This window comes from Variovorax sp. H27-G14 (genome assembly GCF_046156345.1).
Taxonomy (GTDB): domain Bacteria; phylum Pseudomonadota; class Gammaproteobacteria; order Burkholderiales; family Burkholderiaceae_C; genus Variovorax.
The window spans coordinates 39526-60376 of the sequence record NZ_JAYLVN010000020.1 but is presented as its reverse complement, the minus strand read 5'-3'; the positions used below and the strand labels follow the sequence as shown (position 1 = coordinate 60376).

General features: G+C 69.3%; 28 protein-coding genes. 17 read left to right on the top strand and 11 right to left on the bottom strand.

Annotated elements, in window-relative coordinates:
- The first annotated feature begins 12 nt into the window (after positions 1-12).
- From VLK31_RS30305 to VLK31_RS30295, 3 genes are read left to right on the top strand one after another with little or no spacing between them, the layout of a single operon-like run.
- Entirely contained in the window at positions 13-846 is an 834-nt protein-coding gene (locus tag VLK31_RS30305) for a carotenoid 1,2-hydratase (protein WP_409172188.1), read from the top strand.
- A gap of 11 nt (positions 847-857) precedes the next feature.
- Positions 858-1211 carry a hypothetical protein gene (locus tag VLK31_RS30300; RefSeq protein ID WP_409172187.1) on the top strand — a complete coding sequence of 118 codons (354 nt, stop codon included), beginning with the start codon at positions 858-860 and terminating at the stop codon, positions 1209-1211.
- Complete coding sequence (locus tag VLK31_RS30295; RefSeq protein WP_409172186.1) at positions 1208-2197, top strand: NAD(P)H-binding protein; 990 nt, start codon at positions 1208-1210, stop codon at positions 2195-2197. The genes VLK31_RS30300 and VLK31_RS30295 overlap by 4 nt, the downstream gene beginning before the upstream one ends.
- Before the next feature lie 10 nt (positions 2198-2207).
- Here the strand turns inward: VLK31_RS30295 and VLK31_RS30290 are convergent, their stop codons facing one another.
- From VLK31_RS30290 to VLK31_RS30280, 3 genes are read right to left on the bottom strand one after another with little or no spacing between them, the layout of a single operon-like run.
- The gene (locus VLK31_RS30290) at positions 2208-2336 is read right to left on the bottom strand and encodes a hypothetical protein (protein WP_409172185.1); all 129 of its coding nucleotides are present in this window, start codon (positions 2334-2336) and stop codon (positions 2208-2210) included.
- Between the two features lie 11 nt (positions 2337-2347).
- A complete protein-coding gene (locus VLK31_RS30285) occupies positions 2348-3463 on the bottom strand; it encodes a phytoene/squalene synthase family protein (protein ID WP_409172184.1) in 1116 nt (371 codons plus the stop codon).
- Positions 3429-4997, bottom strand: a complete 1569-nt coding sequence (locus tag VLK31_RS30280) for a phytoene desaturase (RefSeq protein ID WP_409172183.1) — start codon at positions 4995-4997, stop codon at positions 3429-3431. The genes VLK31_RS30285 and VLK31_RS30280 overlap by 35 nt, the downstream gene beginning before the upstream one ends.
- 37 nt (positions 4998-5034) lie before the next feature.
- Between VLK31_RS30280 and ccmA the strand changes: the two genes are divergently transcribed.
- The 12 genes from ccmA to VLK31_RS30220 all read left to right on the top strand — a co-directional run bounded on the left by ccmA (position 5035) and on the right by VLK31_RS30220 (position 13815).
- Positions 5035-5667, top strand: coding sequence for a cytochrome c biogenesis heme-transporting ATPase CcmA (gene ccmA, locus VLK31_RS30275; RefSeq protein WP_409172182.1), 633 nt, complete (start codon positions 5035-5037; stop codon positions 5665-5667).
- The gene (ccmB, locus tag VLK31_RS30270; RefSeq protein WP_409172181.1) at positions 5664-6377 is read left to right on the top strand and encodes a heme exporter protein CcmB; all 714 of its coding nucleotides are present in this window, start codon (positions 5664-5666) and stop codon (positions 6375-6377) included. The genes ccmA and ccmB overlap by 4 nt, the downstream gene beginning before the upstream one ends.
- A gap of 11 nt (positions 6378-6388) precedes the next feature.
- Positions 6389-7162, top strand: coding sequence for a heme ABC transporter permease (locus tag VLK31_RS30265; RefSeq protein ID WP_409172180.1), 774 nt, complete (start codon positions 6389-6391; stop codon positions 7160-7162).
- Positions 7159-7320, top strand: coding sequence for a heme exporter protein CcmD (gene ccmD / locus VLK31_RS30260; RefSeq protein ID WP_409172179.1), 162 nt, complete (start codon positions 7159-7161; stop codon positions 7318-7320). Before VLK31_RS30265 ends, ccmD begins: the two co-directional genes overlap by 4 nt.
- On the top strand, positions 7317-7766 hold the full coding sequence (gene ccmE / locus VLK31_RS30255; RefSeq protein ID WP_409172178.1) for a cytochrome c maturation protein CcmE: 450 nt from the start codon (positions 7317-7319) through the stop codon (positions 7764-7766). The genes ccmD and ccmE overlap by 4 nt, the downstream gene beginning before the upstream one ends.
- Positions 7763-9790: a heme lyase CcmF/NrfE family subunit gene (locus tag VLK31_RS30250; RefSeq protein WP_409172177.1), complete on the top strand. Its 2028-nt coding sequence runs from the start codon at positions 7763-7765 to the stop codon at positions 9788-9790. The genes ccmE and VLK31_RS30250 overlap by 4 nt, the downstream gene beginning before the upstream one ends.
- Positions 9787-10311 (top strand): DsbE family thiol:disulfide interchange protein, encoded by a 525-nt coding sequence (locus tag VLK31_RS30245; protein ID WP_409172176.1) that lies wholly within the window; start codon positions 9787-9789, stop codon positions 10309-10311. The genes VLK31_RS30250 and VLK31_RS30245 overlap by 4 nt, the downstream gene beginning before the upstream one ends.
- A 61-nt stretch (positions 10312-10372) precedes the next feature.
- Positions 10373-10786 carry a cytochrome c-type biogenesis protein gene (locus tag VLK31_RS30240; RefSeq protein WP_409172248.1) on the top strand — a complete coding sequence of 138 codons (414 nt, stop codon included), beginning with the start codon at positions 10373-10375 and terminating at the stop codon, positions 10784-10786.
- A complete protein-coding gene (locus VLK31_RS30235; RefSeq protein ID WP_409172175.1) occupies positions 10783-11646 on the top strand; it encodes a tetratricopeptide repeat protein in 864 nt (287 codons plus the stop codon). The genes VLK31_RS30240 and VLK31_RS30235 overlap by 4 nt, the downstream gene beginning before the upstream one ends.
- A gap of 209 nt (positions 11647-11855) precedes the next feature.
- Positions 11856-12881 carry a tyrosine-type recombinase/integrase gene (locus VLK31_RS30230; RefSeq protein ID WP_409172174.1) on the top strand — a complete coding sequence of 342 codons (1026 nt, stop codon included), beginning with the start codon at positions 11856-11858 and terminating at the stop codon, positions 12879-12881.
- Positions 12882-13089: 208 nt separating this feature from the next.
- Positions 13090-13494, top strand: a complete 405-nt coding sequence (locus VLK31_RS30225) for a hypothetical protein (protein ID WP_409172173.1) — start codon at positions 13090-13092, stop codon at positions 13492-13494.
- Positions 13495-13650: 156 nt separating this feature from the next.
- Entirely contained in the window at positions 13651-13815 is a 165-nt protein-coding gene (locus VLK31_RS30220; RefSeq protein ID WP_409172172.1) for a hypothetical protein, read from the top strand.
- Between the two features lie 17 nt (positions 13816-13832).
- Here VLK31_RS30220 and VLK31_RS30215 read toward each other — a convergent pair whose 3' ends face one another.
- From VLK31_RS30215 to VLK31_RS30200, 4 genes are all read right to left on the bottom strand, one after another.
- Positions 13833-14480, bottom strand: a complete 648-nt coding sequence (locus VLK31_RS30215; RefSeq protein ID WP_409172171.1) for an AAA family ATPase — start codon at positions 14478-14480, stop codon at positions 13833-13835.
- A gap of 26 nt (positions 14481-14506) precedes the next feature.
- Positions 14507-14854 (bottom strand): type II toxin-antitoxin system prevent-host-death family antitoxin, encoded by a 348-nt coding sequence (locus VLK31_RS30210; RefSeq protein ID WP_409172170.1) that lies wholly within the window; start codon positions 14852-14854, stop codon positions 14507-14509.
- A gap of 81 nt (positions 14855-14935) precedes the next feature.
- On the bottom strand, positions 14936-15130 hold the full coding sequence (locus VLK31_RS30205) for a hypothetical protein (protein WP_409172169.1): 195 nt from the start codon (positions 15128-15130) through the stop codon (positions 14936-14938).
- An 11-nt stretch (positions 15131-15141) separates the two neighbouring features.
- The gene (locus tag VLK31_RS30200) at positions 15142-15267 is read right to left on the bottom strand and encodes a hypothetical protein (RefSeq protein WP_409172168.1); all 126 of its coding nucleotides are present in this window, start codon (positions 15265-15267) and stop codon (positions 15142-15144) included.
- Between the two features lie 51 nt (positions 15268-15318).
- On the opposite strand from VLK31_RS30200, the gene VLK31_RS30195 reads away from it, so the two are divergent.
- Both VLK31_RS30195 and VLK31_RS30190 read left to right on the top strand, forming a co-directional pair.
- Entirely contained in the window at positions 15319-15693 is a 375-nt protein-coding gene (locus VLK31_RS30195; protein WP_409172167.1) for a glutathione S-transferase C-terminal domain-containing protein, read from the top strand.
- A 116-nt stretch (positions 15694-15809) separates the two neighbouring features.
- Positions 15810-16046: a hypothetical protein gene (locus VLK31_RS30190; protein WP_409172166.1), complete on the top strand. Its 237-nt coding sequence runs from the start codon at positions 15810-15812 to the stop codon at positions 16044-16046.
- 16 nt (positions 16047-16062) lie between these two features.
- Here VLK31_RS30190 and VLK31_RS30185 read toward each other — a convergent pair whose 3' ends face one another.
- From VLK31_RS30185 to VLK31_RS30170, 4 genes are all read right to left on the bottom strand, one after another.
- Complete coding sequence (locus VLK31_RS30185) at positions 16063-16854, bottom strand: ABC transporter permease (RefSeq protein WP_409172165.1); 792 nt, start codon at positions 16852-16854, stop codon at positions 16063-16065.
- A complete protein-coding gene (locus VLK31_RS30180) occupies positions 16851-17492 on the bottom strand; it encodes an ATP-binding cassette domain-containing protein (protein WP_409172164.1) in 642 nt (213 codons plus the stop codon). The genes VLK31_RS30185 and VLK31_RS30180 overlap by 4 nt, the downstream gene beginning before the upstream one ends.
- 109 nt (positions 17493-17601) lie before the next feature.
- Positions 17602-20055: a PepSY domain-containing protein gene (locus VLK31_RS30175; protein WP_409172163.1), complete on the bottom strand. Its 2454-nt coding sequence runs from the start codon at positions 20053-20055 to the stop codon at positions 17602-17604.
- 17 nt (positions 20056-20072) lie between these two features.
- Positions 20073-20777, bottom strand: coding sequence for a hypothetical protein (locus tag VLK31_RS30170; protein WP_409172162.1), 705 nt, complete (start codon positions 20775-20777; stop codon positions 20073-20075).
- Between the last annotated feature and the right edge of the window lie 74 nt (positions 20778-20851).

Here is a 20851-nt window from a genome sequence, read left to right as displayed (position 1 = left end):
TTCGTCGGCAGCGTGTTCTCGCCCTACTACGCGTGGGCGCGGGGGCGCAACGGCGGCGCCGCGGCGGCGCTGGAGCATTGCGCGATCAACGTGGCGCTTTACAGCAGCGCGCGCGGCGAAGGCCGCTGGGCCATGACGGAGCGCGGCCGTGCAAGCGTGCATTGCGAGGCGACGGCGCTGAGCATCGGTCCGAGCCGAATGCGCTGGGACGGCGATGCGCTGGTCGTCGACATCGATGAAGTCACGGTGCCCATGCCTTCGCGCCTGCGCGGCCGGGTGCGGCTGCATCCGCAGTCGTTGGCCGACCGCTCGTTCGCACTCGACGCGGCGGGCCTGCACCGCTGGCGGCCGATTGCGCCGCGCGCGCGCGTGGAGGTGGAATTCGACAAGCCCGCGGTGCATTGGAAAGGCACCGGCTACATGGACACCAACGCGGGCGCGCGCCCGCTGGGGGCGGACTTCGCGCATTGGTCCTGGTCACGCGGCGCGCGCTCGCAGGGCCGTTGCGCGGTGCTTTACGACGTGACGCGCCGCGACGGCAGCACCGCGGCGCTTGCGCTCGACTTCGATGCCAACGGCGAGGCCACGGCGTTCGACGCGCCGCCGCCGGCCGCGCTGTCACGCAGCGGCTGGGGGGTCGATCGCATCACGCGCTGCGATGCCGGCACATTGCCGGTGCTTCGCCGCGGCTTTGAAAACGCCCCGTTCTACGCACGCAGCCTGCTCGACACCACGCTGCTCGGCGAACGCATGACGTGCATGCACGAGAGCCTGTCGCTCGAACGCTTCGACACCGCGTGGTGCCGCGCGATGCTGCCATTTCGCATGCCGCGCGCGCTGCGCTGAAGGCTTGGGCCATGCGCTTCTTCAAGCTCCTGCATCTGCTTGGCCTCGCGGGCTTTGCGGGCGGCCTGGCCGCGCAGTTGCTGCTGGCGCGGCTCGACCCGCCCGCGCCGGCCGCCGCCGATCTGGTGGCGCGCTGGTTGAGCGGGCCTGCGCTGTTGCTGCTGGTCGGCAGCGGGCTTCTGGGCATCGCCGTGCGTCCTGCGTGGCTCGAAGAGCGCTGGATCTGGGCCAAGCTGCTGCTGACGATGGTCATCGCGCCGGCGGCATGGTTCGGCTCGGGCCGCGCGGCGCTGGCGGCGGCCTTGGCCCTCTCCGTCGCCGCAGCGGCCTTCGGCGTGTGGCGGCCTTGGCGGCGCCTGCCATGACGCATCGCGTCTTCATGCTCGGTGCCACGGGCACTATCGGCCGCGCAACCGTGCAGGCGTTGGTCGCGCGTGGTCATGAGGTGGTGTGCTTCGTGCGGCCGCGCGCGGGCGTCGGCGGACGGCTCGCGGCGCAGGACACCGCGCGGCTGCTGCCCGGCGCGACGCTGCGATTCGGCGATGCGACCGATGCGGTGTCGCTCGCGCGTGACGGCTTTCGCGGCGAGCGCTTCGATGCGCTCGTGTCATGCATGGCCTCACGCAGCGGCGCGCCCGCGGACGCATGGGCCGTCGATCATCTGGCGCAGCGGCACGCGCTGCACGCGGCGCGGCAAGCGGGCGTGTCGCACGTCGTGCTGCTGTCCGCCATCTGCGTGCAGAAGCCTTTGCTGGCCTTCCAGCAGGCCAAGCTGGCTTTCGAGCAGGCGCTGATCCACAGCGGCATCTGCTATTCGATCGTGCGGCCCACTGCCTTCTTCAAATCGCTGTCGGGGCAGGTTGGGCGCGTGCGGCAGGGCAAGCCGTTTCTGGTGTTCGGCGACGGCACCCTGACGGCCAGCAAACCCTTGAGCGATGCCGACCTGGCCGCGTACCTGGCCGGCTGCCTGAGCGACCCGCAGCGCCGCAACCGCGTGCTGCCCATCGGCGGGCCGGGCGATGCGGTGACGCCGCGCGAACAGGGCGAAGAACTTTTTCGTTTGCTGGGCCGGCCGGCGCGGTTCAGGCAGGTGCCGGTGGCGATGCTCGACGCCATCATCGCCGGGCTGGGTGCATGCGGGCGTGTGATTCCGCCGTTGGCGGCCAAGGCGGAACTGGCGCGCATCGGGCGCTACTACGCGACCGAATCGATGCTGGTGCTGGACCCGCGCACGGGGCGCTACGACGCGGCCGCCACGCCGTCCACGGGGCGGGAGACGCTATTCGATTTCTATGCGCGCTTGATCGGCGGTGCGGAGATGCCGGAACGGGGAGACCACGCGGTGTTCTGAGCGATGCAGGTCAAGGCTCGTCGCGGGGCTTCGACCGCTTTTTGTCCCGCCGCAACGCATACAGCTCCCAGAAGCCGAACCCCACCAGCACGCCCAACACCCCGAGCATTTCAAGCGTGATGATGAGGCTGGAGCTCACTGCCACAGCCCTCAGACAGGCGAAGCCGGACGCATCGATTTGTCGCGCTCGCGCCGCTCCAGGCGGTCGAACAGTTCGATGACCCACACGATGCGGTCTTTGGCGCTGCGCTGGTCCACTGACGCCGTTGCGCGCGGCACGGTGGCGATCACCGCATCGACCAGGAACGCGTTGGCTTCGAGCACCGGCCATGCCTGCGCGGCCCGGGCCGGCCGCACGGCGAGCAGCCCGCGCATCAGCAGACGCAGCTTGCGCGAAGCGGGCACCACTGCGCGCCGGCTCACCGAATCGCAGCCCGCGCGTTGCACCTCGCGCCCGATGTCGGCATACAGAAACCGCGCCGCATTGATGCCCGGCCGGCAGGCCATGGGCAGCTGCGCCACGCCGCTGCCCACGCGTTCGTACAGCGCATCCGCGGCATCCAGCAGGCGTTGCACCACCGACCCCAACGCGGGCGTGAACACCGGCCTGGCCAACCAGGCCTGCGGATCGAGGCCGGCCTCGCGCATCCATTCGCGCGGCAGGTAGAGCCGGCCCATGGCCGCGTCTTCGCCCACATCGCGCGCAATGTTCGACAACTGCATCGCCACGCCGAGATCGCAGGCGCGCGCCACGGCGTCCGCGCCGCGCACCCGCATGAGCAGGGCCATCATGGCGCCGACGGTGCCGGCCACGCGTGCCGCGTAGGCGTGCAGTTGTTCCAGCGTTTCGTAGCTGCGGCCTTCGGCGTCCCATTCGAACCCTTCGATCAACGCGTCGGGCAAGGCACGCGGAATGTCGAATTGCGCGGCCACGCCGGCCAGCGCGCGGTCGGCGGGCAGCGCCAGCGCCGACGCCGGCATGCCCGGGTCGTAGATGCGCGCGAGCCGCGCACGCAGCATGGCAACGGCGGCGGCTTCGTCGGTGCCCTCGTCCACCGCATCGTCGGCCATGCGGCAGAACGCGTAGAGCGCGCAGGCGGCGTCGCGCACCTCGCGCGGCAGCAGCAAGGAGGCGGCTAGAAACGTGCGTGAGCCCTGCCGCAGCGACGCGCGACAGGCGGCGATGTCCGACGGCGCGATCTGCGCGCGCTGTGCGCCGCCCTCGCGCGTGTCAGCCGGCGTGGCGAAGAGCGAGCGAGTCTGCATGAGGCACCACCGTGTCGAGAATGCGAGCCGATGAAAGAACGCCGGGCAGGCCGGCGCCGGGATGGGTGCCCGCACCCACGAGGTACAGGCGGTCGATGTCTTCGCTGCGGTTGTGCGGGCGAAACCACGCGCTTTGCGTGAGCACCGGCTCCAGCCCGAAAGCGGCGCCGCGAAACGACGACAGCCGGTCCTGAAAGTCTTGCGGCGTGAGCAGGCGCGATGTGACGATCTGGCGGCCGAGGTCGGGCAGCAACGTTGCTTCGAGTTTTTTCTGGATCGCCAGCCGGTAGGGCTCGGCCTCGCGCTGCCAGTCGGTGCCGCTTTGCAGGTGCGGCACCGGCGACAGCACGTAGAACGCATCGCAACCCGCCGGCGCGAGCGACGGGTCGGTGGCGGTCGGGCGGTGCAGGTAGAGGCTGAAATCGTCGGCCAGGTGCCGGCGCTCGAAGATGTCCGCAAGCAGCCCCTGGTAGCGCGGGCCGAGCGAAATGGTGTGGTGCGCCACGTCGGGGTACTGCCGGCGCGTGCCGAAGTACCACACGAACAGGCTCATCGAATAACGCGCCTTCTCGATGCGTCGGTCGGTCCAGCGCTTGCGGTGTTCGGGTGCGACCAGGTAGCGGTAGGTCGAGGCGGAGTCGGCGTTGGAGACGACCACGTCGGCGCGCAAGGTTTGCCCGTCGGCCAGTCGCACACCGGTGGCCGTGCCGTGTTTCACGGTGATCTGCGCCACCGACTGGTTGCAACGCACACTGCCGCCCTGCCCTTCGATCAGCGACACCAGCCCTTTCACGAGGCTGCCGGTGCCGCCCATCGCAAAGTGCACGCCCCAGCGCCTTTCGAGAAACGCGATGAGGCAATACACGGAGGTGGTCGCAAAGGGGTTGCCGCCGACCAGCAGCGACTGAAAGGTCAGCACCACGCGCAGCCGCTCGTCGCGCACATGCTTGCTGGCCAGCGAATACACCGTGCGATAGCCCTCCAGCTTCACCAGCTGCGGCAACGCGCGCGCCATGTCGCTCCAGCTGTCGAAGGGCACGTCGCCCAGTTGCTCGAAGCCGACCTTGTAGATCGCCTCGCTGGCTTTCAGGAAATTCTCGTAGCCGCCCACGTCCCCGGGCGCGAGGCGCGCCACCTCCGCGCGCATGGCCTGCGCATCGCCCGAGTAGTCGAACACCGTGCCGTCGTCGAAGCGAATGCGATAGAACGGCGACACCGGGCGCAGCTCGACATGGTCGGCCATGCGCTTGCCGCACAGGGCCCACAGCTCTTCGAACAGGAACGGCGCCGTGATCACGGTCGGCCCTGCGTCGAAGGTGAAGCCGTCTTGCCGATAGACATACGCACGGCCGCCGGGCGCGTCGAGCTTCTCCAGCACCGTCACCCGATAACCGCGCGCACCCAACCGCACGGCGGCCGCCAACCCGCCGAAGCCGCTTCCGATGACGATGGCCTCCGGCGCCCCTTTCGCCGGCGTGACGCCCGTGCGCACGGCCGGAACCGGGGGGGCGGCGAAGACTGTAGTTGTCAACATCTTGCGCATGTTATGAGTGTCAGGTTAAATTGACAACATGGTCTGCCCGACTCTGGAACTTCGCGAACTCGCGTGCGTGCGCGGCGGACGGGCGTTGTTCCGCGAATTGAACATTTCAGCGCGTGCCGGCTCGCTGCTGCGCGTGACGGGCGCGAACGGCGCGGGCAAGACGAGCCTGCTGCGCATGGTCTGCGGGCTGCTGCGGCCGCAGGGCGGCGAAGTGCTGTGGCAGGGCACGGGCATCGGGCGGCTGCGCGAAGAGTTTCATCGCCAGCTCATCTATATCGGCCACGCGGCTGCACTGAAGGACGACCTGAGCGCGAGCGAAAACCTGCGCATCGCGGTGCGGCTGTCGGGCGGCGATGCGAGCGTGCACGACGCATGCGCCGCACTGGGCGCCGTCGGCCTTCAGGGCAACGAAGGCGCGCTAGTGCGCAGCCTGTCGCAGGGCCAGCGACGTCGCGTGGCGCTGGCGCGGCTGGTGCTCGGCACGCAGGCGCCGCTGTGGGTGCTCGACGAACCCTTCACCGCGCTCGACGCATCGGCGGCGGCATGGCTGCTGCACTGCATCGCCTCGCAGGTGCAGCGCGGCGGGCTGGTGCTGCTCACGAGCCATGCCTCTGCGCTGGCGCTGCCCGACGGCGTGCCGCAATCGGAGCTGGCGCTGTGAACACCATCGCGCTGGCGGCCACGCCCGCCAACGAGCCCGGGCTGCTGCGCGGCGTCACCTGCCTGGTCGAGCGCGACCTGCGCCTTGCGTGGCGGCGCCCTGTCGACACCTTCGCGGTGCTGTTCTTCTTCGTCATCGTGGTGAGCCTTTTTCCGCTGGGCATCGGGCCCGAGCCCGAGCTGCTGCGCCGCATGGCGCCGGGCATCGTATGGGTCGCCGCGCTGCTCGCGTCGATGCTCTCGCTCGGCCGCATGTTTGCAGACGACCTGCAGGACGGCACGCTCGAGTCGCAACTGCTGTCGGCCACGCCGCTCGCGCTGCTGGTGGCGGGAAAGGCGTTGGCGCACTGGCTCTGCTCGGGCTTGCCGCTGGCGCTGGTGTCGCCGCTGCTGGCGCTGCAATTCGGCCTGGCGCCCGACGCAATGGGCGTGCTGGCCGCGTCGCTGCTGCTGGGCACGCCGGTGCTCAGCCTGGTCGGCGCGATTGGCGCGGCGCTGACCGTGGGCGTGCGCGGTGCGGGCATGTTGCTGTCGCTGCTGGTGCTGCCGCTGGTGGTGCCGGTGTTGATCTTCGGTGCCAACGCGGTCGATGCAGCAAGCACGGGGGCCGGTGTGACCGGCCATTTTTCGCTGCTGGGCGCCCTCCTTGTGCTGGCGCTGGCCGGCGCGCCGCCGGCCGCTGCGGCGGCGCTTCGCATTGCGCTCGAATGAAGGGACTCGCCATGTCGCTCATTACCCTTTCGCCGCCGCGCCGTGCGCCGTCGTTCGGCTTTTTTGCGTTCGCATCGCCGCAACGCTTCTATCCACTGGCGGGCCGCATCGCCATGGCCTCCGCGGTCGCGGCGACCGTGCTGGCGGTGGCCGGATTGTTCATCGGGCTGGGCATCGCACCCACCGACGCGCAGCAGGGAGAGGCCTACCGCATCATCTTCGTGCACGTGCCGGCCGCATGGATGTCGATGCTCATCTATGTGGCGATGGCGTTCTGGGCCGGCATCGGGCTGGCCTTCAACGCGCGGCTGGCCGCGATGTTCGCGCGCGCGCTGGCGCCCACCGGGGCGCTCATGACCTTCATCGCGCTGTGTACAGGCGCGTTCTGGGGCAAGCCGACCTGGGGCGCGTGGTGGGTATGGGACGCGCGGCTCACGTCGGAGCTGATCCTGCTGTTTCTCTACCTCGGCTTTCTGGCGCTGCACGGCGCCATCGACGACGTGCGGCGCGCCGACCGCTCTGCCGCCGTGCTGGCGCTGGTGGGCGTGGTCAATGTGCCGATCATCTATTTCTCGGTGAAGTGGTGGAACACCCTGCACCAGGGCGCATCGATCAGTCTGTCGAAGGCGCCGAGCATGGCCACGCCCATGCTCACCGGCCTGCTGGTGATGGTGGCGGCCGTGTGGCTCTACTGCATTGCAGTCACGCTGATGCGTGTTCGCGTGCTGATCCTCGAACGGGAGCGCGATGCGGCGTGGACGCGGCGCGCACTGGAGGCCGCATGAACTGGCACAGCTGGCAAGACTTTGTCGCGATGGGTGGCTACGGCCTCTATGTGTGGGGCGCCTTCGGCATGACGGCGCTTGTGGTGGCGCTCGAGGCGACGCAACTGCGGGCGCGGCGTCGCGGCCTGCGCCGCAGGCTGGCGGGAGACGCACCGTGAAGGCCCGGGCCCGGCGCGGCCTTGCGATCCTCGGCGGCCTGGCGGCGCTGGGCATTGCGAGCGCGCTGGTGCTCAACGCGTTTCGCAGCAACCTCGTTTTCTTCTTCAGCCCTTCGCAGATTGCAGCCAAGGAGGCGCCGCTGGAGCGCGGCTTCCGCCTTGGCGGGCTGGTCGAGCAAGGCAGCGTACAGCGCAGCGGGCAAGGGCTCACGGTGCATTTTGTGGTGACCGACCTAGCGCGCACGGTGCCCGTGGTCTACACGGGCCTGCTGCCCGACCTGTTCCGCGAAGGCAAGGGCGTGGTGGCGCAAGGCCGGCTGGGTGCAGACGGCGTGTTCCGCGCTGACCAGGTGCTGGCCAAGCACGACGAAAACTACATGCCGCCCGAAGCCGCCGAAGCGCTGGAGAAAGCGCGGCGCGGCAAGCTCGAGGTGGCCGAGCCATGAGCGTCGAACTCGGTCACTTCGCGCTGGTGATGGCGCTTGCGATGGCGCTGGTGCAGGCAACGTTGCCGCTGGTCGGCGCAACGCGCGGCAACGCCGCATGGATGGCGCTTGCCCAACCGGCGGCGCGCGCGCAGTTCGTGTTCATCGCCATCGCCTACGCGGTGCTTACGCGGGCATTTGTGCTCAACGATTTCTCGGTGCTCTACGTAGCCCAGCATTCGAATTCGGCATTGCCCATGGTCTATCGCATCACGGCCGTCTGGGGCGGGCACGAAGGCTCGATCCTGCTGTGGACGCTGATCCTTGCGGGCTGGACGCTGGCCGTGACGCTGTTCGCGCGAAGCACCGACGACGTAATGCGCGCCCGTGTGCTGGGCGTGATGGGCCTCGTGAGCTGCGGCTTCCTGCTGTTCACGCTGTTCACGTCCAACCCCTTCGCTCGCCTGCTGCCCGCCGCCGCCGAAGGCGAAGACCTCACGCCGCTGCTGCAGGACCCGGGCATGGTGATCCATCCGCCGATGCTTTACATGGGCTATGTCGGCTTTGTCGTTGCGTTTGCCTTCGCGGTGGCGGCGCTGCTGTCGGGCCGGCTCGATGCGGCCTGGGCGCGCGCGTCGCGTTCTTGGACCACGGTGGCCTGGTGCTTTCTCACCTGCGGCATCGCGCTCGGCAGCTTCTGGGCCTATTACGAACTGGGCTGGGGCGGCTGGTGGTTCTGGGATCCGGTGGAGAACGCGTCGCTGATGCCGTGGCTGGCCGGCACCGCGCTCATCCATTCGCTGGCCGTGACGGAAAAGCGCGGCGCCTTCCGCGCCTGGACCGCGCTGCTGGCAATACTCGCGTTCTCGCTCTCGCTGCTCGGCACCTTCCTCGTGCGCTCGGGCGTGCTGAGTTCGGTACATGCGTTTGCTTCGGACCCGACACGCGGCGTTTTCATCCTGATTTTTCTCGCGCTTGTGATGGGCGGCTCGCTTTCTGTGTTCGCTTGGCGCGCGCCCCGGCTCGAAGCCTCTGCGCGTTTTGCGCTGGTCTCGCGCGAGACGATGCTGCTGGCCAACAACGCGCTGCTGCTGGTCGCCTGCGCAGCGGTGGCGCTGGGCACGCTGTACCCGCTGGTGATCGACGCGCTCGGCCTCGGCAAGCTGTCGGTGGGGCCGCCGTATTTTGAATCGGTGTTCGTGCCGCTGATGGCGCCTGCGCTCTTTTTGATGGGCGTCGGGCCGATGGCGCGCTGGCGGCAGGCGCGCGTCGGCGAACTGGCGCGGCGGCTGCGTTGGGCCCTGGGCGTGAGCGCGGCCAGCGCCGTGGTCGGGCCGCTCGCCCTGGGCCGCTGGACACCGATGATCGGCTTCGGCCTGCTGCTGGCCGCATGGATCGCCAGCACCTGTGCGATCAACCTCGCGGGCCGGTTGCGCGGCCATGCGCCCGGCACGTGGGGCGCGCGGCTTGCGGCGCAGGGCGGCAGCTACTACGGCATGCTGTGTGCGCACTTCGGCGTGGCGGTGTTCATCGTCGGCGTGACGATCGTGGGTGGCTATTCGGTGGAGCGCGATGTGCGCGTGGGGCCGGGCGACACGGTGACGCTAGGCGCCTACAGCTTCCGTCTGCAGGGCATCAGCGAGCAGCGCGGGCCCAACTACATTGCCGCGCGCGCCACGCTCGCGGTCACGCGCGACGGCGAGCCGCTCACCACGATGTCGCCCGAGCGGCGGCTCTACATCGCCAACAGCACGCCGATGACCGAGACCGCCATCTATCGCCATTTCACGCGCGACCTGTATGTGTCGCTCGGCGAGCCCATCGGCCCGATGCAATGGAGCATGCGCATCCACTACAAACCCTTCGTCGGCTGGATCTGGGGCGGCTGTTTGTTGATGGCCCTGGGCGGTCTGACGGCGGCGCTCGACCGTCGGCGCCGCGCGCAACGCGAAACAGCGGCGCCACAGGCCGCGACATTGCCGGCACAGCGCTTGCCGTCGATGGAACCGCTGGCCGCTTTTCACGGCGAGGCGAGGTCTCCATGAAACGAACCGCCCTTCCGCTTCTGGGCGCTGGCGTGCTGGTCGCCTTCATGGCGGCCGGCCTGACACGGAATCCGCGCGAGGTGCCTTCGCCGCTGATCGGCAAGGCGGCGCCGGCCTTCACGCTCCCCGTGCTCGACCAGCCGGGCCGCACGCTGTCGGTGCAGGACATGCGGGGCAAGGTCTGGCTGTTGAACGTCTGGGCCTCCTGGTGCGTTGCCTGCCGGCTGGAGCACCCGGTGGTGCTGGACGCGGCCCGCACGGGCGCGGTGCCGATCTACGGGCTCAACTACAAGGACGCGCCCGCCGACGCGCAGCGCTGGCTGGCACGCTTCGGCAACCCCTATGCGTTGTCGCTGTCCGACCGCGACGGGCTGGTGGGCATCGACTTTGGCGTCTACGGCGTGCCGGAGACCTTCGTCATCGACAAGCAGGGCGTGATCCGCCACAAGGTGATCGGCCCGCTCACGCCAGAGACCCTGCGCGACACCGTGATGCCGCTCGTGAGGAAGCTCGATGGCTAGGGCCTGTTCACGCAATTCAGCGGCGCCGGAAACGGCGTCGACAGGCGCCAGCCGCTTGCGCATGGGCTGGCTGATGGGCTGGCTCATGGGCTGGCTCTGCGCGCTGGCCGCCTGCACGGCGCTGGCCGGCGAGGCGCCGCCGCTGGCCGCCGATCCGCTGCTCGACGCGCGCGTGCAGGCCATTGCCATGGAGCTGCGCTGCCTGGTCTGCCAGAACGAGACGCTGGCCGCATCGCAATCCGCGCTGGCCGCCGACCTGCGCGGCCAGATTGGCACGCAGTTGCTGGCGGGCCGCACGGACGCGCAGATCAGGGACTACATGGTCGCGCGGTATGGCGAGTTCGTGCTGTACCGGCCGGCTTTCAATGCGCGTACGGCGCTGTTGTGGGTCGGGCCGTTTCTGCTGCTGGGCGTCGCCTTGCTCGTGCTGGTTCGTACCGTGCTGCGACATGCGCGCGAGGGGGCCGTGTCATGACGGCTTTCTGGATCGCCGCTGCCGCGCTTGCTGCGCTGGGCTGGCTGATGCTGGCCGCGCCTGGGCCGGTGCAGCAAGCGACCGGCGCAACGCGCGCTCCTGCACGCCGGCTGCGCGCCTGGCTCGGCGTGGCCGCGGCGGTGTTCTCGTTCGGCGTCTATGGCTTTCTAGGCAACATGGACGCGCTCAAGATCGAAGCGATGCAAACGCCGGCGATGGGCCCCGCGAGCGCGCAGCCGACCCCGCCCGGAACAGCCGCCGCCGATCCCCCCGCCGAAGCCGTGCAGACGATGCTCGACGCCATGGTGAGCCGCATGCAGGCGCAGCCGGCGGGCAGCATCGATGCGGCTGGCTGGACGATGGTGGCGCGTTCGTATGCATCCATACGGCGCTACGACGACGCAAGCCGGGCCTATGCACTGGCCATGGCGCTGACGCCGGACGACGCAGCCTTGCAGGCCGAACAGGCGCAGGTGCTGAAGGCCGCGCAGGCCGGCGATGGTGCGACGCGCTTTGGCGATGTCGTCAGCGGCACGGTCGCGCTGTCACCCGAGCTGGCCGCTGCCGTGCGGCCGACCGACACCGTGTTCGTGTTCGCCCGGGAAGCCGGCGGCACGGGCATGCCGATCGCCGCCGCCCGCTACAGCGGTGCGCAATGGCCGCTGTCTTTCAGGCTCGACGGAACGACCCCGATGAACGGTGGCAGGAAGCTGTCGGAAGTGGCGCGCCTGGTTGTCACCGCGCGCGTTTCGCGCAGCGGCGACGCGATGCCGCAGCCCGGGGACCTGCGCGGCGAATCGCTGCCGGTCGAACGCGCGCGCGACAACGTGCAGGTTTCTATTTCGTCGACACAGCCGTAGCAGTCCCGCCGGGCTGGCTCTTCTGTTCCTGATGCGGCAACTGTTGTCAAAACGGGAAGCAAATCTCGTTCTCGCACGACAGTACTTGAGCGACATGAAAGCTGGCCAGCAAAGACCATCGTAAATACACTAACGGGAGCAGTTGCCTCTTCGTGCAAGGCCAAACCCGAGCCAACCAAAGCACAATCGTTGGCCGTTAGTGTATTTTCATGAACACCCTTCCCCTCTTCGCCCCGCACAGCCACGAAAACCATCGCCTCGCATTCGACCGCTGGCTTGCGGACCAACGGGCCGCGGGGTCGTTGCGGCAAACGGGGTCGATCGCGGTGTACCGCGACATGTGGGGCAGCTTTGTCGCGTGGTGCCTGGGCCAGTCGCCGGCGGTGGACCTCGACACGCTCGACATGCGCGACCTCGAGGCCTTTCAGGCCGCGCGCTTCGGCATGAAGGCCGCCGACCAGTCGCTGTCGCCGCGCCACGCGCTGCGCCTGCTGCGGCTCATCGACCGGGTGCTGCGCCACCACGCGGCGGAAACCGGCAGCGCGCCCAACACCGCGGCCGCCGACTGGCTCGCGGTGCATCCGGACATCCGCTACGCCGAAGCAGCGCAGTCCGACCCGCTGCCTGATTTCCTCTCGGTGACCGAGGCGCGCCGGCTGATCACCTTTCTGTCGGAGGCGCGCCCCCGGCCCGCGTTGTCAGGACCGCGGCGCGATGCCTACAGCGCGTTCAGCTGGCAGCAGTTGCGCAACCGCACGGCCGTGGCGCTGCAACTGGGCGGCGGGCTCGCCCCCGGCGACGTGCGGGCGCTGACCACGTTCGCGCCCGTGTCCGCGGGTGGTCGTGTGCGCGACCGGCCCTGGAAGGTGGCGGTGCCCGGCAACGGCAACCTGCCGCCACGCGAGACGCCCATCGCGCCCTGGGCCGGCGAGCTGCTGCAGCACTGGCTGCAGGTTCGCGCGCAGGCGAACATCCTCGGCAACCACCTGCTGCCCTCCACGCTCAGCGGCAAGCCTTGGAGCAAGGAAGCGCACTACAAGGCGGCCCGCGCCGTGCTCGAAGAAGCGGGGCTCGACGCCACCGACGGTGGCTCGTTCAGGTTGCGCCACACCTTCGCGCTGCGCCAGTTGCGCCGCGGCACGCCGGTGGAGCAGGTGGCGCGCTGGCTGGGCATCGACCCGGAGGCGATGCTCAAGTACAGCCGGGTGGTGGTCGCCCCGGCGGACGTGATCTGAACCTGCCGTGCCCCCGTCGTGCCCGCTCGGTGCCCACCTCGCGCACGGCGGCCACGACCCTTTGCGTCGCTCTCCTACGGCGTGAACGTCGTGCGTCGCTAAGGTGAAGTTCTCAGCAACTGAACGCTTGCCCTCGGCACCGACCCATGAAATTTTCTGTCTCGCTTTCCCGCACCCTCTTGATCGCCAGCGCTGTCGCACTCGGTGCATGCGCCAGCAACGCGCCCACGTCGAGCACCGCAACAGGGATCGACAACCAGCCCGACCCGACCATCCTGCTGGTGCCCGTGCGCATCCAGGACCCGGCGTTGGCGTCTGGCTGCTGGCTGCTGGCTGCTGGGCGCAGTTCTATTCGAAGCGTGACTTCCAGGGCGACTTTGTCACGCTGGTCGGCCCGGCCCAGGTGCAGAGCATGGACAAGGGCACGGCCAAGCAGCTCAAGCGCGACATCGGCAGCGTGAGCGTCGGCCCGCGCGCCACCCTGGAGGTGTACGAGCACGCCATGTTCAAGGACCGCACGGTGAGCTTTGCGCCCAACAGCCGCGAAGGTGGACTGGTGCGCAAGCTGGGCTTTGGCGGCCGCATCGAAGCAATGAAGCTGAGCTGCAGCTGATGCCCCGGGAGGGGTCGAAAAAGCTGGCACGAAGATCGCAATACCCTCTTCATGCTCACACCCCTCCAAAAAGCCAGCATCCTGCGAAAGAACGGCTTCGCGGTGCCTGAAGCCCCGCCAGAACCGCCCGAGCCGCCTTCTGAAGAGGGCTTGGCAATGCAGACATGGCACCGGGCGATCGAATCGCTGTTTGTTATTTATGCCGCAGCCCGTGCCGCAAAAAGCCTGCGAGACGCGCAGGAAAAAAGCCAGCTCGAACGCCTGCGCCAGATGGCGCACGGCAGCCCCACCCTCCCGGCCTTTCGAACGCAACGCGCCTGAGCGTGAACAGACCGCCTTCAGGCCTGCAGCTCGATGGCAGCCTGAACGATAGGGCGCGCCCAGCCGGGCGTGGCAGCCAGCGCCGCAAGGTCGTCGGGCTGCGGAAAAACGAGTGCGCCGCCGGCCATCTCGAGCACCAGAACCGGGTCTTCGATGTCGCCACCCAGGGGCGCCTCCGCACTGTTGTCGAAGACCTGCAGCCGCGCCAGCGTCGGCAGCAGCTGAATGAGGTTGGCACGCGAAGCTACCCAGCGCTCGTGAATCTTCTTTTCCGGAATGTCATGGCCACCCCGCGCCACCCGGGCTCGCACGCGCGCCATGTGCTGCTCCGGCGACGACAGGCCGCAGAAGATCATGACCACGTCGTGCGTGGCAGAAGCGGCGGCCAGCATCGCGGGAATGGTGTTCGCGCCCAGCGTGGTCTCGAATGCATGGCTCTTGCCCTGCGCGATGGCCGCTTCGAGCTGATCGCGCCCGTGCTTCCATGCGCGTCCGTTGGCGTCTTCCGGCGTCAGCCCGAGCTGCGCCACGAGCTCACGGGCGAAGGTGTCGGGGTTGAACCAGGTCAGCCCGTGCTCGGCCAGCAGGGCACCGCCCACCGAGCTCTTGCCGGCGCCGTTGACACCGGCCAGCACCAGGATGAACGGGCGCACGGGCTGTGGCACGGCAGCAGCATCAGAAGAGGCCGCCATCAGAAAGTGTCACCCGCCTTGGGGCGGCGCCCCAGCTTGCCCTTGGCCGCGAACAGCTGGCCCACCTGCTGCGCCGCGCCGGGCTGCTGCAGCACGCCCAGCCGCGCGTCGAAGCGGCGGCCGAGTTCGTCGAGCACCGACTGCTCGCGCGCCTTGAGCGCCTGAGCGTCTTCCACCAGTTGGGTGTAGGTGGCCGCGGTGAGCAGCACCATTTCCACGGTCGAGTGGTTGGTAACGGCCACGCTGCCGGACTCCTGCACCTGGCGCACCACGTCGCCCCAGCGGTTCTTGACGTGGGATGCGTTCTGACGCGGCAGTTGGTCGAGGCTGGGCAGTACGGCGGCCATGGGGTGCTCCTTTTCAGGCCATTATGGCAAGAATAGCCAAAATGACCAGAGTGCGGCAATAACAGCCTTTTTCAGCCGGGCTCAGCGCAGCGCGGCCAGCCGTTCTTCGAGCCGCTGAATCAGCCGCCCCAGCTCCGCCATGTCCGTCGCGTTCAGCACCGGGCCGGGCCGGCGCACATAGGCCGAGCGAATGGCACCGCGCCGCTTCAGCGTTTCCTTGCGCAGCGCCAGCCCAATGCCGTACTGAAACTCGTGGCGCAGCAGCGGGAGGTACACGTTGAACAGGTCTAGAAGCCGGTCAGGCTGTCGGCGCTGGCCAGGTCGAGCTCGCCATCGTCGGTGAACGGTTTCGTGGCAATGATGTAGACGTTCTTCGACGTCTCGCTGATGTGGGTGGGCTTGCTGGGGGTCACGAGAATTACTTTGAATGAGAGAGAGTTTTTTGTTGCGCGCCGTGCGCGCAAGTGCAGCGGTGCCATTCGCCCACGGGCGCGGGCGAACGCATTGCCGCGCTGCGCCAGCAGGCGCTGGCCGACGGCCTGCTCGACGCGGCGCTGCTGCAGGTGTACGAACGGCGCTTCAGGCCCGAGACCCACCAGCTGGCCTCCTGGGTCGACAACCAGCAGGGCAAGGTCGAGCGCGCACTCGACGCTTTTGCAGCGCAAGGGCCCGTGCAGCGCGACGCGGGTCCGCACATCGGCGAGATCGCACTGGCGGCGGCGCTGGGCTACCTGGACTTCCGGTTCGACGGCCGGTGGCGCGCCACGCACCCGACCCTTGCGCTGTGGCTGAATGACTTCGCCGGGCGCGTGCCAGCCTTCGAACGCACGGCCCCCTAGAGACATTCCCGGACAGCGATGTCCCACGCCGCATCGCGGCTGTGGCGCACACTCGACGCATGCCGCTCCCTCCAAGGTTTTCCATGGAAACGGAGAGAGCGCTATATGCGAACGACATGCCTATCGAATACCTGCTGGAAATCGAGAACGCGCCATTTCCTCTTCGCGTTCGGGAGCCGAGCGCCATCCGGCACATTGCGGTGCTGATGGCGGTCGGGCTGGTGGAGGCGGAGATCTATCCGCCGCTGGACCTGTGCGCCCGCTTCGGCGAGTACCAGCTGGCCGTGGTGGCCGGCATCACCGTGCAGGGGCGCGAGGAGCTGGCGCGGGAGTGGGCGGCTGCCGGGGCTTGAGCGCAGCCCGGCAGGCTCAGCTCAAACGGTCCGAGCGCAGGCGCTGCCGGTCGTCCGTCATCGACCTGGCCGCCATGTACACCGCCCCGGCCGCCGCCAGCCCGCCCGCGCCGGTCAGCAGAAACAGCAAAAGAATCTGGTACTTCGCGGCCTCTATCGGGTCCATGCCGGCCAGCAGCTGGCCGGTCATGATGCCCGGCAGCGTGATGATGCCGGCGGCCGACATCTGGTTGATGATGGGGATCATCCCGCGCCGAATCGACGAGCGAACCAGCTCCGCCAGCGCCTGGTGAATGGTCGCGCCCAGCGACAGCTGCGCCTCGATGCGCGCGCGCCCCGTCGTCACGCCTTCAAAAAAACTGTCGAGCCCCAGGCTCGCTGAATTCAGCACGCTCCCCAGCACGATGCCCATGAGCGGAATGGCGTAGCGCGGGTCGTACCAGGGGTGGGGTTGGATGGCCGTCATCAGCGCCAGCACCACGGTCGCCACGCTGGAGATGCCCACCGCCGCCGCGCCAATTGCAAAGTTGCGCCCGCCCTGCAGCCGGTGCGAAGGGCGCACCGCCACCTCGCGCGCCGCCGCCAGGATCATCAGGATGACGATGGTGAGCGTCGCGGCCGGCGAGGCCGCGGCAAACACGAAGCGCAGCACCAGGCCCACGAGCAACAGCTGCACCACCATGCGCGCCGCGGCCCACAGCACCTGCCGGTGCAGCCGCAGATGCAGCAGCAGCGAGGCGCCGGCGTTCAGCAGCACCAGCAAGGTGGCCAGCACCAGGTCGGTGGCGTCGAGGTGAATGGTGGTCATGCGGGGTGCAGGGCGTTCGCGGGGTGCATGGGCTGCAAGTGCCCTTCGGCCATTTCGAAGCAACGCTGCCCGATGCGCCGCGCCTGCTCGGCCGAGTGCGTGACCATCAAGATCACCAGGCCCGCGGCCAGCTCGCGCGCCAGCAGGGCTTCGACCGCCAGCGTGGTGGCGGGGTCGAGCGAGGCCGTGGGTTCGTCCAGCAGCAGCACCGCCGGCTTGCGCGCGAGCGAACGCAGCAGCGCCAGCCGCTGGCGCTCGCCGGTCGACAGGCGGGTGATGTCGGCCTGCAGCACGTCGCCTGGCAGGCCCACGTCGACCAGCCAGCCAGCGAGCAGCGCGCGCGTGTCGTCGGGAAAATGCTCGGCGACCGTCGCGCCCCACCACGCGGGCTCCGCCGCCTGGTACACGACCCGCCGGCGCCATGCCGGGCCGCTGCCGCTGTTGCGGTCCACGCCGTCGAGCAGCACGGTGCCGTCGCCCGGGTCGAGGTCGGCCACCAGCCGCAGCAGCACGCTCTTGCCCGAGCCGGACTTGCCGAGGATGCAGACGCACTCCCCGCGCTGGGCCTGCAGGTCGACCGGCGGCCGGCCGCGCGTGCGGAGCTGGCGAATTTCGAGAAAGGGCCGCGGGTCGGTCATCGAAGGGTGCCGCGGGTTGCGGCTGGGTGGCTGGGTGGCTGGGTCGCTGGATGGGCGCGCCCGATGCTACCCACCCCCGCCAATCCGAGCGAGCCGCTGAGGTACTTGCCTAGTAAACGTCGCGGCGGTAGCGGCCTTCGGCAATCAGGTCGTCGAGGGCGGCGTGCCCCAGCACCTGCTGCAGCACCGCGTCCACCCCGCCGGCCATGCCGTTCAGGCTGCCGCAGACGAAGACCACCGCGCCTTCGCCGACCCAGCGCCGCAGCTCGGCCGCGGCTTCGCGCAGCAGGTCCTGCACGTAGATACGTTCGGGCTGGTCGCGCGAGAACGCGAGGTCCACGCGCTCGATGCGGCCTTGCGCCTGCCACTGCGCGACCTCTTGCGCAAAGAAGGCATCGTGCGCGCGCTGCCGCTCCCCGAACAGCAGCCAGTTGCGCCGGTGCCCCCGCTCCACGCGCGCACGCAAGTGGCCGCGCAGGCCCGCATAGCCCGAGCCGTTGCCGATGAAGATGCACGGGCGCGCGTCTTCCACCAGCGCGAAGGAGGGGTTGGGCAGCAGGCGCAGTTGCACATCCGCCGCCAGCGGTGCCTGCGCGGTGAGCCAGCCAGACACCAGGCCCAGGCCTTCTTTCCCACCTGCCGCATGCCGCGCCTGCCGCACCAGCAGCCGCAAGTGCCCCTCGGTCTGCACGGAGGCCACCGAGTAGCGCCGGGCCGCCACATCGGGGCCCGGCCGCAGTTCGACCAGCGCACCCGGTTGCCAGACCGGCAGGTCGCCCTGCCTGGCAGTCAGTTCGATCTCGTACAGCGGGTGGCCCTGGCTGCCCGGGTTCAGCAGCCGCCGTGCGTGCAGCGTCCATGCCTGGAACGCATCCGCATCGGCAGGCGCAGCGAACGCCACATCGTCCGCCACCGCGCGCGCACCGCGCAGCGCACCGAGTTGCTTGCGCCACAGCGCCAGAGCGCCCGCGTCGCCGTTGTCCACCTCGACCATCGGAAACAGCGACTGCGCACCGGCCGCCACCAGCGCATGGTCGAGCGTGTGGCCGAAGCCGCAGAAGCGCTCGTAGTGCCGGTCGCCCAGCGCCAGCATGCCGTAGCGCAGGTGCGACAGCGCCTCGCCGCCCACCTGCGCCAGCCGCTGCGCAAAGCGCCGCGCGGCATCGGGCGGACCGCCTTCGCCGAAGCTGCTGGCCACGATCAGCAGGCGCTCGTGGTCGCGCAGTTGCGCGGGGTCGAGCCGCGCCATCGAAGCCACGGTCACGGGCAGGCCGGCCGACGCCAGCGCGGCGGCGCTGCGCATCGCGATGCCTTCGGCCGTGCCGGACTGGCTTGCAAAGGCGACCAGCACGCGTTCGGGGGCTGGGCCGTCGTGCGCATCGCCCGGCCGCTGTGTGCGTGCCAGTGCGACGCGCTCGGCGCGCACCGCGCGCTTCTTGCGCCGACGGTCGAGGTACAGCAGCCACCCCGTCACCGCGAACACCGGCAGCATCAGCGCCGCCAGCGTCATCACGATGCGCCCCGGCAGGCCGAAGTAGGTGCCCATGTGCAGCGGGTAGATGGCCGCCAAAAAGAGCCCGCCCGCCGACTTGTCCGCATGCCGCTCGTCCTGCGCCACGTCGCCGCCGGGCAGGCGCACCGTCATGCGGTTGCGCGCGCGTTCGTGCGCGGGCGCCACGTCGAGCCATGTGAACAGCACCGAAGGCGCCGCGCCCGAGGGCACGCGCAGGATGACTTCGCTCCAGCCGCCCGTCTGCCCGGCCTGGCGCTCGAAGGCGGCCCACGCCGGCGCAATGTCGACCGCCGCGGCATCGTCGCGCGCCATGTTGCGCTCGCGCGGCGCGGGGCGTGGCTGCTGTGTCGCGGCCACGCGGGGGTGACCCGCCATGGCGTCCACCCGGTCGCGCAACGCATCGAAGGCCCAGTAGAGCCCGCTGGTCGTGAACACCAGGTACATCAGCAGCGCGCAGGTGCCCATCACCGAATGCAGACCCCACAGAAAAGAGCGCCCCTTGAGCGCGGGATCGAAGGTGAGCCAGGCGCGCCAGTCGAGCACGCGGCGCGGCCATCGCAGGTACAGCCCCGAGAGCGACAGCAGCAGCAGCCCGATGGCCAGCACCCCGGTCGCGACGCGGCCTGGTTCGCGCGGCAGCAGCAGCCAGCGATGCAGTGCCTCCACCCACTCGAAAAACTCCGCGCCGGCCAGCGGCGCCAGCGCAGTGCCGGTGTAAGGGTCGAGGTAGACCGCCTCGCCGCGCCGTTGCCCCTTGGGCGGCGCAAAGATCACGCGCGCTGCCGCGCCCGGCTCGGCGAACAACGCGAGCGTGCCGACCTGGCGTTCGGGCCACGCCTGGCGCACGGTCGCCAGCAGTTGCGGCGGGGTGAGCGGCTGCAGGGCCTGCACGGCAACGTGGCGCCCGTGCGGGTTCAGCGCATCGATGATTTCCTCGCGAAACGACAGCACCGCCCCGCTCAGGCCGATGACGATGAGCACCGTGCCGGCGGTGATGCCGACGAACCAGTGCAGTTGAAACCAGAGCTGGCGCAGCGAGGGAAATTTCATCGGTGGTTGTTTTTTCTTCAGCGGATGCCCACGGCCCAATCGACCGCCGCATCGAACAGCAGCCGGCCTGACGGTGCCAGGTTGTCGAAGGTTTCGTTGCCGAGGAAGAACATGACGCGGCGCGCGGGCGCGAGGGACTCGTAGTCCATGGTGGCGCCTTTCTCGTAGCCGAAGATGGCGGCCTTTTCGGGTTGGCCGTAGAGGGTGGCGATGGTGGTGGCGCCCAGGCCGGGTTTGCCCCAGCTCATGCCGGCCTGTTTCACGTAGACGTTGGTCACTCCGGCCGGGAGGCCAGCGGCCATGGGATGCGGAGCATTGACGAGCCAGACGTAGCGTTCTTTGGTGGCCTCGCCGAAGTCGGTGTCGTGCCGTTTGCCGGTCATGGCCAGGTCGTCCAGCAGGTCGTTTTCCCACGTCATCAGCGGCACGGGAAGTTGACGCCACGCGGCGCTCACGTCCTTGGCCGCGACGGTGGACGAAATGACGACGAGGCTCGCGCCGGCGGCCACGGTGGGTGCTACGGACTGGTCCTGCAACGTCACAGCGAAGCCGCGCGACTCAAGGTGCTGTTTGATCTTTTCGTCGACTTGTTTGCTGGGGCTGTCGCGCTGTACCAGCAGTACGACTTTGCGTGCCTGGGTTGCTGGCTCGGCTGCGTGAATGCCGTTACTCAGGCCGCACGCGAGCACCAGGACTGTTGCGATTCGACGGAGGTAGTTCATGTTGGGTTTTTCTGTTGTTCAGAGTGCTGCTGTTCAGGGCGTGTGCACAGGCCGCCGGGTGCTCCCCTCCGCGA

Excerpts from the sequence above, each read along its gene's own strand:
- VLK31_RS30300 (WP_409172187.1), top strand. The coding sequence starts at position 858 with ATGCGCTTCTTCAAGCTCCTGCATCTGCTTGGCCTCGCGGGCTTTGCG.
- VLK31_RS30295 (WP_409172186.1), top strand. The coding sequence starts at position 1,208 with ATGACGCATCGCGTCTTCATGCTCGGTGCCACGGGCACTATCGGCCGC.
- VLK31_RS30285 (WP_409172184.1), bottom strand. The coding sequence starts at position 3,463 with ATGCAGACTCGCTCGCTCTTCGCCACGCCGGCTGACACGCGCGAGGGC.
- VLK31_RS30280 (WP_409172183.1), bottom strand. The coding sequence starts at position 4,997 with ATGTTGACAACTACAGTCTTCGCCGCCCCCCCGGTTCCGGCCGTGCGC.
- ccmA (WP_409172182.1), top strand. The coding sequence starts at position 5,035 with ATGGTCTGCCCGACTCTGGAACTTCGCGAACTCGCGTGCGTGCGCGGC.
- VLK31_RS30265 (WP_409172180.1), top strand. The coding sequence starts at position 6,389 with ATGTCGCTCATTACCCTTTCGCCGCCGCGCCGTGCGCCGTCGTTCGGC.
- ccmD (WP_409172179.1), top strand. The coding sequence starts at position 7,159 with ATGAACTGGCACAGCTGGCAAGACTTTGTCGCGATGGGTGGCTACGGC.
- VLK31_RS30250 (WP_409172177.1), top strand. The coding sequence starts at position 7,763 with ATGAGCGTCGAACTCGGTCACTTCGCGCTGGTGATGGCGCTTGCGATG.
- VLK31_RS30245 (WP_409172176.1), top strand. The coding sequence starts at position 9,787 with ATGAAACGAACCGCCCTTCCGCTTCTGGGCGCTGGCGTGCTGGTCGCC.
- VLK31_RS30240 (WP_409172248.1), top strand. The coding sequence starts at position 10,373 with ATGGGCTGGCTGATGGGCTGGCTCATGGGCTGGCTCTGCGCGCTGGCC.
- VLK31_RS30235 (WP_409172175.1), top strand. The coding sequence starts at position 10,783 with ATGACGGCTTTCTGGATCGCCGCTGCCGCGCTTGCTGCGCTGGGCTGG.
- VLK31_RS30230 (WP_409172174.1), top strand. The coding sequence starts at position 11,856 with ATGAACACCCTTCCCCTCTTCGCCCCGCACAGCCACGAAAACCATCGC.
- VLK31_RS30225 (WP_409172173.1), top strand. The coding sequence starts at position 13,090 with ATGCGCCAGCAACGCGCCCACGTCGAGCACCGCAACAGGGATCGACAA.
- VLK31_RS30220 (WP_409172172.1), top strand. The coding sequence starts at position 13,651 with ATGCAGACATGGCACCGGGCGATCGAATCGCTGTTTGTTATTTATGCC.
- VLK31_RS30210 (WP_409172170.1), bottom strand. The coding sequence starts at position 14,854 with ATGGCCGCCGTACTGCCCAGCCTCGACCAACTGCCGCGTCAGAACGCA.
- VLK31_RS30190 (WP_409172166.1), top strand. The coding sequence starts at position 15,810 with ATGCCTATCGAATACCTGCTGGAAATCGAGAACGCGCCATTTCCTCTT.
- VLK31_RS30185 (WP_409172165.1), bottom strand. The coding sequence starts at position 16,854 with ATGACCACCATTCACCTCGACGCCACCGACCTGGTGCTGGCCACCTTG.
- VLK31_RS30180 (WP_409172164.1), bottom strand. The coding sequence starts at position 17,492 with ATGACCGACCCGCGGCCCTTTCTCGAAATTCGCCAGCTCCGCACGCGC.
- VLK31_RS30175 (WP_409172163.1), bottom strand. The coding sequence starts at position 20,055 with ATGAAATTTCCCTCGCTGCGCCAGCTCTGGTTTCAACTGCACTGGTTC.
- VLK31_RS30170 (WP_409172162.1), bottom strand. The coding sequence starts at position 20,777 with ATGAACTACCTCCGTCGAATCGCAACAGTCCTGGTGCTCGCGTGCGGC.